General features: G+C 42.7%; 16 protein-coding genes and 1 pseudogene. 13 read left to right on the top strand and 4 right to left on the bottom strand.

Annotated features, from left to right (window positions below; genetic code table 11):
- Positions 1-183: 183 nt before the first annotated feature.
- The 7 genes from R8N28_RS05250 (at position 184) to def (ending at position 7,238) form a co-directional block, all read left to right on the top strand.
- Positions 184-1,527, top strand: a complete 1,344-nt coding sequence (locus R8N28_RS05250) for a magnesium transporter (protein WP_017635328.1) — start codon at positions 184-186, stop codon at positions 1,525-1,527.
- Between the two features lie 295 nt (positions 1,528-1,822).
- A complete protein-coding gene (locus R8N28_RS05255) occupies positions 1,823-2,359 on the top strand; it encodes an AAA family ATPase (protein ID WP_065275623.1) in 537 nt (178 codons plus the stop codon).
- Between the two features lie 113 nt (positions 2,360-2,472).
- A complete protein-coding gene (locus R8N28_RS05260; protein ID WP_065275258.1) occupies positions 2,473-3,918 on the top strand; it encodes an AGE family epimerase/isomerase in 1,446 nt (481 codons plus the stop codon).
- Positions 3,919-4,208: 290 nt separating this feature from the next.
- On the top strand, positions 4,209-4,979 hold the full coding sequence (locus tag R8N28_RS05265) for a hypothetical protein (protein ID WP_065275259.1): 771 nt from the start codon (positions 4,209-4,211) through the stop codon (positions 4,977-4,979).
- Between the two features lies 1 nt (position 4,980).
- Positions 4,981-5,520 carry a tetratricopeptide repeat protein gene (locus R8N28_RS05270; protein WP_065275260.1) on the top strand — a complete coding sequence of 180 codons (540 nt, stop codon included), beginning with the start codon at positions 4,981-4,983 and terminating at the stop codon, positions 5,518-5,520.
- A 512-nt stretch (positions 5,521-6,032) separates the two neighbouring features.
- A complete protein-coding gene (locus R8N28_RS05275; RefSeq protein WP_065275261.1) occupies positions 6,033-6,497 on the top strand; it encodes an ABZJ_00895 family protein in 465 nt (154 codons plus the stop codon).
- 234 nt (positions 6,498-6,731) lie between these two features.
- Positions 6,732-7,238 carry a peptide deformylase gene (gene def, locus R8N28_RS05280; RefSeq protein ID WP_054576019.1) on the top strand — a complete coding sequence of 169 codons (507 nt, stop codon included), beginning with the start codon at positions 6,732-6,734 and terminating at the stop codon, positions 7,236-7,238.
- 72 nt (positions 7,239-7,310) lie between these two features.
- Here the strand turns inward: def and R8N28_RS05285 are convergent, their stop codons facing one another.
- A complete protein-coding gene (locus R8N28_RS05285; protein WP_031778925.1) occupies positions 7,311-7,718 on the bottom strand; it encodes a helix-turn-helix domain-containing protein in 408 nt (135 codons plus the stop codon).
- An 84-nt stretch (positions 7,719-7,802) separates the two neighbouring features.
- Between R8N28_RS05285 and R8N28_RS05290 the strand changes: the two genes are divergently transcribed.
- From R8N28_RS05290 to R8N28_RS05305, 4 genes are all read left to right on the top strand, one after another.
- Positions 7,803-8,306, top strand: coding sequence for a DUF2938 domain-containing protein (locus R8N28_RS05290; protein WP_005376471.1), 504 nt, complete (start codon positions 7,803-7,805; stop codon positions 8,304-8,306).
- A gap of 226 nt (positions 8,307-8,532) precedes the next feature.
- On the top strand, positions 8,533-9,561 hold the full coding sequence (locus tag R8N28_RS05295) for a phospholipase A (RefSeq protein ID WP_005376466.1): 1,029 nt from the start codon (positions 8,533-8,535) through the stop codon (positions 9,559-9,561).
- Positions 9,562-9,654: 93 nt separating this feature from the next.
- Entirely contained in the window at positions 9,655-10,113 is a 459-nt protein-coding gene (locus R8N28_RS05300; protein WP_005388759.1) for a hypothetical protein, read from the top strand.
- A gap of 328 nt (positions 10,114-10,441) precedes the next feature.
- Positions 10,442-11,446, top strand: a complete 1,005-nt coding sequence (locus R8N28_RS05305; protein ID WP_017820976.1) for a metal-dependent hydrolase — start codon at positions 10,442-10,444, stop codon at positions 11,444-11,446.
- A 40-nt stretch (positions 11,447-11,486) separates the two neighbouring features.
- On the opposite strand, the gene R8N28_RS05310 is transcribed toward R8N28_RS05305, so the two are convergent.
- The 3 genes from R8N28_RS05310 to R8N28_RS05320 all read right to left on the bottom strand — a co-directional run bounded on the left by R8N28_RS05310 (position 11,487) and on the right by R8N28_RS05320 (position 14,916).
- Positions 11,487-11,879 carry a hypothetical protein gene (locus tag R8N28_RS05310; protein ID WP_053307648.1) on the bottom strand — a complete coding sequence of 131 codons (393 nt, stop codon included), beginning with the start codon at positions 11,877-11,879 and terminating at the stop codon, positions 11,487-11,489.
- A gap of 488 nt (positions 11,880-12,367) precedes the next feature.
- Positions 12,368-14,128, bottom strand: a complete 1,761-nt coding sequence (locus R8N28_RS05315; RefSeq protein WP_065275262.1) for an ABC transporter ATP-binding protein/permease — start codon at positions 14,126-14,128, stop codon at positions 12,368-12,370.
- Between the two features lie 173 nt (positions 14,129-14,301).
- A complete protein-coding gene (locus tag R8N28_RS05320) occupies positions 14,302-14,916 on the bottom strand; it encodes a PolC-type DNA polymerase III (protein ID WP_005376459.1) in 615 nt (204 codons plus the stop codon).
- 356 nt (positions 14,917-15,272) lie between these two features.
- On the opposite strand from R8N28_RS05320, the gene R8N28_RS05325 reads away from it, so the two are divergent.
- Entirely contained in the window at positions 15,273-16,133 is an 861-nt protein-coding gene (locus tag R8N28_RS05325) for an immunity 49 family protein (protein WP_065275263.1), read from the top strand.
- Positions 16,134-16,502: pseudogene (locus R8N28_RS05330) on the top strand (threonine aldolase); the annotation flags it as partial.
- Between the last annotated feature and the right edge of the window lie 59 nt (positions 16,503-16,561).

A 16,561-nucleotide genomic window follows, 5' to 3' on the forward strand; every position in this document is an offset into this window, starting at 1 on the left:
CCTGACACACATTCAAGTCTATACCATGAACTGATGCAGAGGCGTTTTGTTTCTGCGAGCGAAATATAAATTCCGCAATTAAGTCAACTATCGCCTAGAATTTTAACATCAAGAATTCATGCCTTCGGATAGCACATATCGTCAATGCGGCGAATGTGGTAGTGAAAGCTATAGGTAAAAGTAATGATAGATTCCAACCAATTGCAAATTAACCGCAAAGTGCCACATTTGCTTGCTGAGATCATTAAAGCGATAGAATCGACCGAAGACTTGAGCTTTTTGAAAGACTATCAAGAAGCACAGATTGCGAACATTTTGGAATCGGTCAACATTGCTTACCGTAAGCGTGTCATAGAAGCAGTGCCGCCTGAGAAGTATTGGACGGTACTAAATTTGCTCCGATACGACACCGCCAAGCACATTCATCAATCACTCAATAAAGACTTACAACATGAACGCTTGGCGTACATAACGGATTCTGAACTGATCATCTTTGCGGACTTTCTACCGACCGAATTTGTAGATGAATACCTTATTGATCAAAGTGAAGAGTCTGTCGCGCATATCCAACAAGCATTGTCGTATGAAGACAACAAAGTTGGACGTTATGCCGAGCCTCACTTTCTGGTCGCAAACCCTAAAAACAGCGTAGGAGGCATCAAAACCGAGCTGCTAAAACGTGGGCAAAGTCCAGTGCGGTTGATTATTGTGCGTGATGCAAGTGGTGTGATTGGTACGATAGAGCCGCAAACCCTGTTGCTGCACGAAAATCATATCAAACTTACCGACTTGACCGTAGTTACGCCAATTCTAGAAGATATTCAAACGATTCAAAGCGTCAGCAAACAAGTCTCGATTGATGGTGGAGCACATTGGTTTCCTATCATGGCTGGTGGCAAAATTATGGGCGTCTTGTCGATGGCGACCATCGCGATTACGTTGCGCGAACTCAGCCTACAAGCTGTAGTGGCAGAAAACGTACGAAGCGAAGAAGATTTGTTCACACCATTAAGCGTGGCGACAAGGCTAAGAGCACTTTGGTTGGTGATTAACTTGCTGACCGCTTTCGTAGCCTCCGCCATCATTGGGCTTTTTGATAATGTGGTCGAGCAAGTCGTTGCGCTTGCGATCTTAATGCCTGTCGTGGCGAGCATGGGCGGTATCGCGGGTAGCCAAACCTTAGCGGTGGCCATTCGAGGTATCGCACTAAACCACTTGCACCAAAGTAACTTGAAGCTATTGGTGAATAAGGAATTAAAAATCGCCACCATTAATGGTTTAATTATGGGATTGGTGATCGCGGGTGTCGTTTACATGGTGTTTGACTCTTTGCCATTGGCGCTTATTATTTGCTGTGCCATTTTCCTCAATAGTTTGGCGGCCGCGGCATCGGGTACGTTGATACCATTCACGTTGAAAAAGTTTAACATTGACCCCGCCGTGGCTGGCTCGGTAGTATTGACAACCGTTACCGATGTCGTTGGTTTCTTTGCGTTCTTAGGCTTAGGTGCCATTTTCTTGATATAGAAAGCTAATTGACGCGCTAACCCGCTGATCCAATCTCTCCATTTCCCAACCCAATATTTTGGGCAAGTTTGCTTCGCTCAAAATTCCTCCGTTTTTCATAAACGCTGAACACGCCGTTTAAGCTTTCATTTCATCAATATTTTTCACTGCTCATTTCTATCCCAAAACTTTCCATTGCCGATCTCGCTTAACGCTGGTGTGCCAAATGCCATGCCAATTTCAAACGCCAAATGATGCCAATTTTCTTGGCTGTACACGCATTACTTCGCTCAAACAAAAAAATAAGGAAAAGATTTTGAACAAACTCATCGTATTCACTGGTGGTCCCGGTGCAGGAAAAACCTCGGTTATCGAACAACTAAAAATACAAGGCTTTATCTGCGCGCCAGAAACAGGTCGTCACGTGATACAAACGCAGGTTGCCAATCACGGTTCAGCATTACCTTGGAATGATAAACAAGCCTTTCGAGACGAAATGACAAAAGAAGAAGTGGGCAATTACCGAGCTTTCAATGTGCACCAAGCAGAGGTGTTTTTTGATCGCAGTATTGTGGATGTATATGGCTACAGCAAGTTGGAACAACTGCCAATTTCGCATGAGCTCATCACGCATTGCCAGACGCTTCGTTATCATCCTCAAGTATTCATTTTTCCACCATGGGCATCGATATTCAGCAACGATGAAGAGCGAAAGCAAGATTTTTCTGAAGCGGTCGCCACATATCAACAGATGGTCGATGCATACCACAAGTTTGGTTATCAATTGATCGAAGTGCCCAAAATGTCAGTCGAAGACAGAGTGGCGTTTATTCTCGACTCAGTCATCGAATAAGGCAGACAGATGAATAATGCAAACAAATGCGTAAGGCGATTGTGACCACGACGACAATATGTGTAAAGGGAGTTATTTATACTGGATAAAATTCAATAACTTAATTGAGTATTATGTCTTTTAAATATCTTACTTTATTGCTCGCAACGACGAGCATGAACAGCTTTGCTGATGTGGACCTGCCTTCGGGGGATGATTGGTTAAACCATGTGACAAATGGCCTAGCTCCATATTGGATGATGGAAAGTGCGCATGGGCAACCTGTGGGGAATTTTCCGACATTTCGTTGTGATAACGGTGTCATTCTCGACCCACAAAAGCCGTGTGAAGAATTAAACAAAAGGTGGATTAGCCCGCACTTCGATCGCGAATACACACGCATGAAATCGCGTCAAACTTACGCTTATGGCGTGCTTTTTCATCTTACGGGTGACAAACAAGCATTAGAGCTGGCAAAGAAAGGGGCTTATTACCTGATTGATCATCTACAAGATGAGAAAAACGGCGGTTTCGTGAGCTTTACGCGTAGTGGAAAACCGGGGATGGAGTGGCAACAGCGAACTTCTCAAGACCAAGCTTACGCCTTGGTGGGCTTGGCGATGTACTACTACTTGACGCAAGATCCAAAGGTTGAACAAGCACTTATCGACCAGCAAGCGTTTATATTTAAACAATACCGACGAAGCGATGATCGCGGTTTGGCGTGGGTTTTGAAAGATGGTGATGGAGAAAGTGAGAAGCAGCAAGAGTTAGTCGCTCAACTTGACCAAATTAATGGCTACTTGTTGTTAACGGCGCCACTTTTACCAGAGCCAGCGCAAGCCAAGTGGAAGCAAGATCTACAATGGCTGACGCAAGTGATGCTGGATAACTACCACTCCGACAAAGAGCAGCGCTTTTATGGCGCGATACACCACAAAGCGGTAATGATGCCAGATGCGAAACACAATGATTTTGGACACACCATCAAAGCGTATTGGATGACGTATCTCAATGGTCAGTTGTTGGAGAATTCCAATTGGACAGAGTTTGGTTTCAAAGGAATGAAACACACGCTTAAGCAAGCGCAATACCAGCAAAACTTTGAGCAAGTCAAAGCGCTTTTCTCACCAGAATGGCAGAGTAAATGGACGCAAGAGAGCATTCCTGCTTGGCAATCAAGACCATACAAGCACTATAGCTCGTCTTGGGAGTGGGCAGAGCTCGATCAAGCGGCAATGACAGTTTCTCTTGTCGATGGTTCGATGAAAGAAACGCTTCAATACACGTTACCCACTTTTATGGACGTATGGGTGGATCATCAATATGGAGGAGTCGGTCTGAGTCCTAAATCAACCAAAGCGTTCCATTGGGGAAATGGTTACCACCAGTTTGAACATGCGTTGGTCGGGTATTTGTACGCGCAACAAATGGCAAAACAGCCTGCCAAGCTTTACTACGCACGACCATCAGAGAGCAAAATGCCACTTAATCCGTATTACTTTAGCGCAGACGTAAAATCGTTGTCGTCACAAAGTGATGGAGTCACCATCGCGACATTCACCAATATTCGACCTTAGGTTGGTCGATGGTGATGTGTTGGTTAAAGTCCGCGTAAAAGCCAAATTGTAGCAGTAATATCAATAAAGGCTAACCAACTGGTTAGCCTTTATTTTTAATAATCTTACATATAATGGTGACAACACATATAGTTAACGAATGTTTATTTGCAATGACCGCTGAGTGTTTCTAACGAATATCTAACTATAAATTAACTTTCATTGATTAGGGTATATCTCACAACTAGGACAACTTAGAGCTTGGAACTTTATGCAATCCTGTTCATAATGATGGTTTTGAGAGAATCATTATGTACATTTCTATACTAACGCACGAGAGAGATACGCCGTTATCAATAAACTACATTAATTACATGTATCCAGCTGACAAACTATTTAGCTCTTGTGTCGAACTAAGAAGCAAATTAGATAATGAGAAAATTCCCGTTAATACCATAAAAGATACTTCTCTTGCGGGACCATTACGTAAGCTTCCAAATGATATTACAGGTGAGAAAAGGTTACAAAAGCTTAAGGAACAGATAGATCGCAACATGGCGGTTAAGTCTGGTATGTTAACCGATCGAATGCACTGGAAAAACAAAGCTGTTATTCCTTCACGTAAATTTTCGTCTCTAGCTCCAATACAGTCGTCAACTCTAGCTTCTACTGCAATGAAAGCAAATAGTGGAAGGGCCATGGCCTTAGGGATGGTATTACAGAAAGGCAGAGCTATGCTTCTCTTTGATATTATCCGACAAAACGTTAGAGTACTAGCTAATCGAGTACACAATGCAAATCTAGAATCATCTGGCTGCATTTTGATTGTTAATGTGAAGTATTTGAAAGTCGAAAGGGAATATGGGAAAGCTCCTCAACTATCTAGAGTTTCATTAGCAAGTATAATTTCTCAAGAAGACAAGTATAACTTTGATTCGAGTGTTTATGTTCGTGGTCAAATTGCCAATATGTGTGAAGCTAGTGCTAAAGCTCCTATCAATACAAAGTTTCAAATTGTAAGCGGTCAGTATGACGATTCATACTCGACAGCAGTCTTGTTTATCAAATGCACATGGGAATAACATGAGAATTGTTAACGTTTTATTAGTAGTGCTCCTTGTTACGGCATGTAACGATACTACGTCAAAGTTTGAGGCAACTAAAACGACAGAAAGCCTCCTAACTCAGGCCCGAGAAGCTCCAGAGCAGTTGTACAGCAAAGCAAATAAATTTTATGAACAAGGTGATGTGCAAGGAGCAAAGTCTTTATTGATCAAAGCTATCGAAGTGGATGATGTTCATAGTAAAGAGCTTTTAGGGGTAATCCTTCTGAAAGAGCCAAAAGTCATGGATGTTAAGCGGGGCTTTTCTTTAATCTCAGAGGCTGCTGATGATGGGTTGGCTAGTGCACAATTTTATTTAGGATCATGTTTGTATGATGATGGCTGTGGTTTACCTGAAAATAAGGTGCTTTCAGCCTATTACCTGACGCAAGCGTTAAATAATGGTGAAGGTGGTGCACAAATGCTACTTGGATTTCTAGATGAAGAAATAGGTGACACTGCGATTGATCAAAAAACATATGCGGTAGAGCTGAATCGCTATATAGAACAACTCAATTAATATTGCGGCTTAATGTTTTATAGGGTTTTAATCGAACCTCAAACAGAGAGTGCTGGACTTCTACAAAGCAGTAGAAGCCACAGCGAAGCTGCAACAATAATCGAGTGTGTAATAGAAAATAAAAAGCCGTCAGAACCACTGGTTTTGATGGCTTTTTATTCTATGACAGGTAGAGACTTCAATTTTCAGCGCGATAGGTCCATGAAAACTTAAGTGAGATTCCAATCACGTCGCATAATCTCACTAGTGTCATTGGAAATAAATGAATTGTTTCTGATACATAGAACGTATTAACATGGTTGCATTGGGCCCATATGAATAAACTTATTGAATATACAATTTGAGAGAGAGGGTTTAGTTTTAAAAAATAACAGTTAGTTGGAATCTAGGTTAAATGAAAATAAAACTATTTAAAAAGCTACAAGTTGTATTTCTTGTGGTGTTGTTTCTCTAGGTTGTCCAAGCGGAAGCATGATCTAAAACGCTTATTTTATTCAAATAAATGGAAAGAAATGAAAGTGGAATTAAAAAGTAACTATTCAGAATCAGAAATGAACCAGCCACCATCGGTACTTCTTGTTACGTCTCTGTTGTGTTTGGCGTCCGTTTGTTGGGCTGCATTGCTGTTGGCCATTGAATATATTGTTGGGATAGAAATGAGTGGTACAGGCTTTCTTAGCACGTTAATCCCAGCCATGAGTGTTGGTTATTACTTCGGCTACAAGACTGGAGATGTAATGCCATCAAAAACAAGATGGTATGCTGTTTTACTGTGGACTTTAGCAAGTTTGGTAGTGTTCTCTCTTATCTTAATGTCGTTAGATATTTCTCCGTTTTATTTATTATCTGAGCTCGGTGGGGTAAGTATTTTTATTGCTATCATAATGCTAATAACGATTGGCATCGCCTACTTAATTTTAAAAAGTGGTGAGAAAATGGCGATTAGAGTATTACTCAAAGCCAAGGAAAGTCAGTAGATAAAATACAACAAACGATTCAATTAGGATCATGACAAGACGCCAGCCATAATGTGCTGGCGTTTTAGTTTCCTGTTTGTAGGATTTTTTGTTTAAAAGGCAAACCCATTTATTGTGTTGTCGTTTGAGTTAATGGTTTATGCCTTGTGCGCAAGATAGCTTAGCAGGTTTATGTATCGAGAAACGTGTGTATAATTCTCCACGAATTACGATTTATAGATATGAAAGGTAAGTATGGCAGTCCTCGAAATTCTCTCCATTCCAGACCCAAGGCTTAAAGTAAAAGCAGAAAAAGTCACTGATGTATCGACAGTACAAACGCTGATAGACGATATGCTAGAAACACTTTACGCAACGGGCAATGGTATCGGTTTAGCTTCAACCCAAGTAGGCAGAAAAGAGGCGGTTGTTGTCATCGATATCTCTGACGAACGCAATGATCCTTTAATCTTAGTCAATCCAGAAGTGGTGAGCGGAGAAAACAAAGCACTTGGTCAAGAAGGGTGCCTATCTGTTCCTGAGTACTACGCAGATGTAGAGCGTTACACGTCAGTTGTTGTTTCTGCACTAGACCGTGATGGCAACCCGATTACAATTGAGAGCGGTGAGTTCTTGGCGATTGTGATGCAGCACGAAATTGACCACCTATCGGGTAACTTGTTTATTGATTACCTTTCACCGCTGAAGCAAAAAATGGCGATGAAAAAAGTGAAGAAGTACGTAAAATCGCAAGCTAAGTAATATGAAAGGAAGTAACTCACAACCGCGAGTTACTTCCTTGTAAATCAAGAATAGGACGGTAGGGAGAGCGGTTTATCTCTGCTTTTGGGGGACATAACGCTTTACGACCTTCATAAGCTTCTGAAATGAAGAACAGTCCATATGTGACTCATGAGGGCAGGTGGCAACATGGTTTAGGCTGTCTCGCACCGCTTTCAAACGTTTTATTTGCTCATCAATCTCAAGTGCCTTTTTCGTTAGTAAGTCACGATCGATATATGGCTTTGAAACTTCTGATTGATTCAACATTTCTGCCATTTCGTTAAGCGATATTCCAGCGATACGCCCCAAACTAATTAAATTGAGTGTATTGAGTACCTCTGGTGAATATTGGCGTCTCAATCCATTCCTTCCTATCGAGCGAATTAACCCCAGCTGTTCGTAGTACCTGAGCGTTGAAGTCGGCAATCCTGATTTTCTAACCACTTCTGCAATATCCATATTATTCCCCATTGACTTCAAGTTGGCTTTAAGTTGTAGCATTCAACTAAGACCTTAACAAATCAAAAACTTGAGGAGAGAAAAATGCTGCTTTTAATGGGATTGCAAGCGGTGCTAATAGGGATTGGTGCCACTTTGATAATGGATTTATGGGCATGGTTACAAAGGAGAGTGTTTGGTATTCCTTCATTAAACTATGCGTTGGTTGCGCGCTGGGTTTTGTACATGCCCCAAGGAAAGCTTATGCATGCGCCAATTATGGCGTCAGAGGCGATGCCGGGAGAAAAGTCACTTGGCTGGTTTTTGCATTATGCCATCGGCGTTACTTTCGCTTTGGCTCACGTTACTGTTTTTGGTCATCATTGGTTGGTAGAGCCCAGTCTAATGCCCAGCTTAATTACAGGCGTGGTAACGTTGATCTTCCCATTTTTGGTCATTCAACCTTGTCTAGGATTTGGTTTTGCTGCGAGTAAAACCCCAACACCTTGGAAAGCCCGTTTTCTTAGCACATTGGCGCATTTGGGTTATGGTTTGGGTTTATTCATAGCCGGGTTTGCAATCAAAGTTACGAGCCAGTATTTTGCATAGATAACATGAGCATCATGCAAACGAGTGGTTTTTATCTATGATGCTCAACTCTTGGTTGTTTTTTGCGCTTTGATCATAGTTGACCGATATGTTCGAAGTCTGTTGCATTTATCCAAGACGTAAAGTCGGCGGACATTTAACATTGCCTTAACGTCAGAATGGCAAGCGGTTTACCAAGAAAAACTAAAATTATCTGGTTTGACATAAAGAATATTAAGGGTTTCAGATGGCTTCAAAAGTGGCAGGGATATCAATACTGAGTTTATTGGCAGCGCCAGTTGCGATGGGAGAAACAGCCAGTGCTTATGATTTATGTTTGCTAGACAAAATAAAGCAAAGCAAAGGTGAAGAAACCATAAAGAGCATTCGCGCGCAGTGTGAGCTTGACACAGTAACCAGCACAGTGCCCGCAGATCCAGAAATTGAAGAGCCTGAAGAACTTCAGGAAAGTTTGGTCGACAAGCGTTTGGAATCAGAACGAGAAAACGCGTTCGAACCGTTTAGTCTGGTCGCGCATCGCGTTAACTATATTCTTCCGTTTACGTACAGTGATCGAGTAAATAAACGCGCGTATGCTGACACCAAATACGGCGATGAACTGCGTAAGGAAGAGGCGGAGTTCCAAATCAGTTTTAAAGTACCAATGAACTATGATGACTTGTTATTTGATGGCGATGGTCTGTTTTTTGGAATGACTCTTAAATCATTTTGGCAGGTATACACGGGTGCAGCATCTCGTCCATTCCGTGAAACCAATTATCGTCCAGAGCTTTTTTACTACACCCCAACAGACTGGAAACCACTTGATGGTTCGACTTGGTTAGGTTTTGGTATTGAACATGAGTCTAACGGTCAGAGACAGGAGCTATCGCGCAGTTGGAACCGTGTCTATGCCAACGTAACCTTTGCAAAAGACAATTTTGCGGTTTCTATCCAGCCTTGGTGGCGTATACCTGAAGATGAAAAGACATCGCCTAATGATCCCAAAGGTGATGATAACCCGGATATCGAAGACTATATGGGACACTTTGAGCTATCGAGTGCTTACAAGTGGAATGGTTACGAGTTTACCTTTTTAGGTCGCCAGAACTTTCAAACACATAAGGGTTTTGCAGAACTGGGTGTGTCATTTCCGATTTGGGGCAAAGTTCAGGGGTACGCACAATACTCAGCGGGTTATGGTAAGAGCTTGATCGACTATGATCATAATCAGCAGCGGATTGGTGTTGGTATTGCAATCAACGGTGTTTTGTAGTTTTTCGTAGATGGATAGAAATTAACACTGGCAATTGAAATTTCAATATTTAGAATGCGAGGCTGAAATTGATTTCTAACCTAGAGTGATTTTATGCTTCGTGATTACACCTTCGATTGTCTTGTAACTATGCCTCGCCATGAGCTGGAAGAGTTTAGTGCTCGTATGATCAGTAAAATGGTGCCAGAAGACGTGATGAATGAGCTGTTCACTTTTGATCAAGAAGAAGTGGATAGTGAAGACCGCATGTTGTCTGCACGTCTTGATGCAATGCTACGCATGACAGCAATCGCACTGAGTGAAATTCAACAAGCGTTTGATGACTCAGACAACGCAAAGCAAAATAGCGAGCGAATGACGCGATTGGTGCTTTGGCATTTCTACGCGATCTCATTCCGTTTGGAAGAGGCCATCACGCTAGAAACACACTGTGCTCTAGTGGAAAAACTAATCGAAAATGCACCTTCGGATGTTTTTGCGTGGGTAAAAACATTGACGGAGCTGCTGCACACTTACGCTGAAATCAACGCGAAAGAGAATCCTCAAGACTAAACACCTGTCGTTTATCGTTCAGTAAATTTGAAACAAGGCGAGCCATTTGGTTCGCCTTGTTTTTTCGCGTCAGATAAACCTTCGGGTTTGAAATAACAAACAAGCCTAGACTCAGATTTGTTCGTTCACTAGCGAACGGCGTGATTCCTTCTTACACTAAATCAAGGTGTTTGTTGCTAAACAAGCAAATGCATGACTAAGTCGTGTATTGTTTTCCACTTAAATGCGGATAATTTATGTCGAAGAACCTTCTGGTTTTTAAATTGGAACCGACTATTGAGCGTGTACGCTTTCCAGCTGAGCTTCATCTATCTAAAGGAAGTGAACGATGGATCCGTTAACGCAAGGTTTATTGGGTGCAGCTTTGCCACTGGCGGTGAGCAACAAGCGAAACCTTGCAGTTGTTGGCGTGTTGGGCGTGGTCTCTGGGATGGCTCCGGATTTAGATGTGCTAATCCGTTCTTCAACTGATCCTTTGCTGTATTTGGAATACCATCGCCAATTTACTCACTCGCTCTTGTTTATCCCGTTTGGTAGTTTCATTTGTGCTTTGTTGTTGTATCCATTGTTCGCAAAAAAGCGAGGACTAAGCTTCCGGCAGAGTTGGTTTTACTGCGCGCTTGGTTATAGTACCCATGCGTTATTAGACGCATGCACCAGTTATGGAACACAGCTTCTATGGCCGATAAGCAACACGCGTTATGCTTGGAACACTATTTCGGTAATCGACCCCGCGTTCACACTCCCTATTTTAATATTGCTTTTGTTTGTTGCACTGAAGCGAAGCCCAAACTATGCCCGCATTGCATTTTTATGGTGCCTGGCTTACCTAAGTCTTGGAACGATACAACGAGATAGAGCAGAAGTAGCTGGTTGGGAAATCGTCAAAGAGCGACAACACAACGCTATACAATTAAAAGCCAAACCAAGTTTCAGCAATCTTTTGGTTTGGAAACTAATTTATGAAACGGAAGAGAGCTACTATGTAGATGCCGTAAGGGTGGGGCGTTCAATAAAAATTTACCCTGGCGAATCAACTCCAAAGTTAAATATAAAAGAGCAATTTCCGTGGCTAAACCCGCAATCGCAACAAGCAAGAGACATCGAACGTTTCCGTTGGTTTTCAAACGGTTTTGTAGCGACGGATCCGAATAATGAAATGCGAATTGTTGATATGCGTTATTCCATCGTACCAAACCAAATTAATGCGTTATGGGGCATCAATCTATCCCCAAAAGCCAGCGCAGACGCGCACGTTGAATACACTGCTCATCGAGGAAGTACTGCAGAAGATCGCCAAGTTTTTTTCAACATGCTTACGGATTTTGAGTGATGGTTTTACTTTGGATGTCGATGCGGTTTCGTAATAACTATTACGCAGACTGAAAGTCCTTTACTAGGGTCGGCTTGCTAGCGAAGAAAATCTTGCCAAACAGGGACTTGTACTTCCAGCCAAGAGACAAAAGCCGTTTAGCTAAGTTCTTGTTTTCAATGATTGCAACCTCAACACCTTGGTAGTGGTAAGGATTGCTTTTGATGTAGTCGATAAATGCAGTAAGCACGCCTTGCCCGCGAACGGAGGGTGCAAAGTTGACTGCTACAATAGAAAAGCGTTGGCTACCTGCTGGGCAACGGACTAAACAGTGCCCAAGAGGATGAGTAATAGTCTCAGAAAATTCAGGAAAAGGGCGAGACTCAAGCTCTTGAGAAAGCGCATCGTATCGCTGACATAGATAAGAAAATAGTTGATTCGCTTCGCTGTTCATATCGGTGCCGCTTTTGTGTTGCTTGGTTTAAAGGCATTGATGTCTCGAATATTGTAACCATAGATAGCAACACAAAACGCGGTAAACTTTTTCAGTAATGATTTCCTATTTTTGAAACCTGAATTGTTACAAGTGAAGCTGATTGGGTTTTATATGGTAGTTGTGAACGAGTGTTTCTAGTTGAAGGGAGAATACGCTGGTTACTGGAATTCCTTTGTTAAAAGGCGAGCTGCTTGGTTTAATGCCGCTCGTTTAACTGCGAGTGGCATCTTTTGTATTTCGTCACCTTGTACAGCGACGATGGGACATGATGTGGGATCTTCTATCCTAGCTCTTCATGGTCTAAATATCTCATTAACCACTCAGAGCGCAGCTATTAGATTCCTAGTCTCGCCAAGGCTCGCTGAACTGACACAAAAACATCGTTAAACTCCTGTTATTAAATTATTTGGGCCGCCTTTGCTTATTTTTGAGCGCTTAACTAGGCGTTACTCCAAGTGCTTAAATTGCAATGCCACAAGTCGCTGATACAACTCACAGCTTTGCATTAATGATTGGTGGTTACCAACATCGACTAATTCGCCATTGTCGAGCACCGCAATTTTATCCGCATGTTGGATAGTCGAAAGACGATGAGCAATGATCAGCGTTGTGCGTCCTTTCATTAGAGCTTCAAGTGCTTGTTGAACGTGATGTTCACTTTCACTATCAAGGGCGCTGGTAGCTTCGTCTAGCAGTAAGATTTTTGGATCTTTTAGAATCGCGCGAGCAATCGCAATGCGCTGCTTTTGTCCGCCCGATAGCCTAACGCCGCGCTCGCCTAAAAAGCTGTGATAGCCTTCGGGAAGCTTCTCAATAAACTCATGGGCATGGGCTTTTTTCGCGGCTTCGATAACTTGTTCATCCGTCGCTTCAGGATTACCGTAGCGAATATTATGAAAAACATCATGGCTAAACAGCGCTGGTTGTTGTGGTACGAGCGCCATTTGGCGTCGAAGCTCGTTTGGGTCGAACTGTCGAATATCTTCACCACCAAACAACACTTGCCCTTGCTGTGGGTCATAAAATCGTTGCAGCAGTTCGAATAGTGTTGTTTTACCTGCACCAGAAGGGCCGACTAACGCCAGTACTTTTCCTTGTTCAGCGGTTAGATTTAATTCTTTGATTGCTGGTTGATTTGGGCGAGAAGGGTAGTTGAAACTCACCGAATTAAAGTTAACCTCAGCAGGCATGTCGGAACGGACAGGCAAATAGTTGTTCGGCGCTTTAATATCGCTGTCTACTTGAAGGATCTCAATCAGCCGTTCGGTAGCACCTGCGGCTCTTTGCAATTCACCCATGACTTCGGAAATGGTTGCAGTCGATGAGGCAACCATAATGGCATAAAACACAAATGCGGCTAGGTCACCCGCAGACATTTTTCCGTGAATCACATCGCTGCCGCCTACCCAAAGCATGCCTGCAATCGCGCTGAACACAATCACAATAACGCCTGATATCAGGATCGCACGCTGTTTTACTCTCTGTCTACCTACTTCATAAGCTTTTTCCACCTCGACAGCGAAAGCCGCTCGTTCATGCGACTCTGAGCTAAAACTTTGCACGGTTTTAATATGTTCTATCGCTTCTCCAGCGTAGCTGCCAACATCGGCCATTGAGTCCTGACTTTGGCGAGAGAGAGCACGCACGCGTCGTCCATAAAACAAAATCGGAACCAGAACCAAAGGCACAGAAGCAAGCACAATCAGCGTGAGCTTAACGTTGGTAGCGAATAACATAATGATGGCACCAAAACACATCAAAGCGCTACGCATCGCCATCGAGAACGATGAACCAATAATGCTTTGCAGCAATGTGGTATCGGTAGTCAGGCGCGACATTATGTCGCCGCTACTGTTGGTCTCAAAATAGCTCGGATGCAGCGTAATCACATGGTTAAACACCGCAAGGCGAATATCCGCACTAACGCGCTCACCTACGGAAGAGACAAGGTAAAAGCGAAAGAAAGTCCCAATGGCAATACACAATGTGACACCGACAATAAACTGAATCGCATTGGTGAGCTCTTGCAATGATTGCTGAGCAAAGCCTTGGTCGATAAGAATGCGCACTCCATAGCCAACGGATAACGTCAAACTTGCTGTCGCGACAAGGGCAACCAAGGCTGCCGCAACCCGCCATTTATAAGGTGCAATAAAGGTGCTGAGTTTAAGAAGAATGCTGAGATTTTTGTTATTTTTTCTGCTCATGAGTGACTCACAAAGCGTTTTAGGTACCTGGCATAGTAAGCCAGTTTGGTTGGTGAGACCAGCGAACTACCGCTTTCGGATCAGGAAATTAACTGGGATAACCAATATCGCATGTATATCGAAAATCACTTAAACGTCGAAGAGACTAGAATCAGCTTTTAGTTCGGAGGGGGTTACGCACGGCTTTTGGCGAGTAGCAGGTCGACTTTTCCTTTGGCTGTTTTACTGACCGTTTGCATCAACTGAAAACTTGGTTTTTCGACGCCTGAGTTTTCTATCCCTTCGACCATTAAGAGCCAAAGCTTGGCTGTCATTTGCGCATCGGCTAGTGCACGGTGGAAAACACCGTCGTTGTCGATATTTTTATAGCGAACAAGTTCACCTAGCTTATGTGATGGGGCTTCTTGAATGAGCCGTCTTGCCACTAGTAAGGAGCAAGCAAACTCACCCGAATAACCACAGTTGATTCGTTCAAGCTCCGCATCTAAAAATCGTTTATCGAAGGACGCGTTGTGAGCGATAAGGTTTTCGCCTGCAATGAACTCACTAAATGACGCCATTACCTCTTCGCAGCTTGGTGCCGATCGCAACATATTGTTGGTAATGCCGGTGTAGTTCTCAATGAAAGAACTCACTCTGAAACCGGGATTCATGAGTTGCTGAAAACTATCGACAACCTCGCCATTGACTAACTTTACTGCACCAATTTCTATTGCGCGATCACCTAAAGTAGGAGAGAGACCTGTGGTTTCAAAGTCGAGTACGACCACAGAGTTTGCTTGAGGCATAAAATTTTCCAGCTGAGTAATATTGTGCAAGAGTATTATCGAAAGCGACAGAAAAAGAAAGGCGAACACAATGGTGAATATCTGTCTATCTTTACTCCACAAAGTCAGTGTTCGTCGTCCACTGTTTATGGACAGGTACGTTCTGGCTTACCCATCGCGGCTTGTGCGGTAGCCTTATATTTCAAATGTTTTTCGGCTTTTCGATTCATTTCAATTAAGCATTAACTTTCGATACAACATACTGATTATAAATTGATTTTATAAATCAACTTCGGCATCATTCACGGCTTGATTTTGAGTATGAATATCATCACGGCAAAAAATTAGAACAACTTATAATGAGAGGCTAGGGAACGATGGAACCAATGAAGAATCATTATTTAGAGATACCTGAAGAAAGAAAATTGCGTATTTTTCGTGAAGAAGATGAAGATTTCTACAGCTTCTGGGAAAGAATGCTTGATGAAAAACAATCTTTTTATAAGCAACCTCTTAAAAGAATGAAAGGCGATGCTTGGGATTCGCTTCAGGCATTTTTTACTGCTTCAAAATATGGACAACATCAGGCCTCGCCAGCTTATATAAAAAGGGCGCTTGAGTTACTGAATAACGTCTACTTGCTGGCCAATCATTCAGACCAAGTGGTTGAATTCTCCGTTGGGCACCGACATTTTTCGGAAGTAGGTAACCGTTCTGTTGCAGGGGGAACGATGGATGCTTGGTTGGATGAAATCTGTTTAACGATGGCCGCGAGAGATTGGCGCTGCGTAGAGCTGATGACCATCATGGATGAGTCGTTAGTGCGTTTAAAAGATCCATTCGATGTTGCGCTAGTCGAGTTCGTTAACGGTGTATTTAGCAATTCATCAGCGTTACCTGAGTTATTGCAAACTGTGATGGAGAAATCTTCTCCGCAATACTTAGAATCAACCAGAGTGCCATATGTACACTCTTTGTTTATTCCATTTGTGAATGTGTTTGTTGCCATTATCGATGGCGATGAGGCACATTATCAAGAGGCACTGAGGGATGCGTTAGAGGCGCATTACCAGTTCTACATAAATGAAGATGTTCGCTATTCGCCAAAAGGAAATGTTTCTCTGAAACTGACTGGTCTTGCTGCATTAGCATACGATAAGTATGGCTGGACGATTCCAGAAGCCGCATATTTACCTAAATGGCTTGTTTACGGTGAGCATGATCTCTGTTCTAAATAAATCATTAGTAGAACACCTTATGTGGTGTCTGCGGCAATGCAGTTTGATGAAAGGTTGGCACAAATGCCGGCTCTGTTTGAGCGAACAAAACAAATCTACAAGATCATTGATGAGTTCCCATCTTTGGCGGTAAGACCAACCCAACCGCAAGCAAACATGTTGCACCTTATCCTGCCTTTCAGCTGTGAAAAGTTGAAAGAACTTCAACATACTTTCGCTACAGAAAAGGGCATTTGGTTTGGTAATCCGCAAGTCACGGCACATCCACATCAATCCATCGTTGAATGGTATGTCGGTGACTACCTGCTCAGCCTTGGTGACGAAGAATTAAGGTCGTTTTTCAACCAGTTACTCGGTGGTAAGACATAAACTTATCAATATGCGAGCTTACTAACACGCCATACGTGACACTTCATGTATTCTTAATT

The organism is Vibrio sp. Vb1554, from assembly GCF_033344235.1.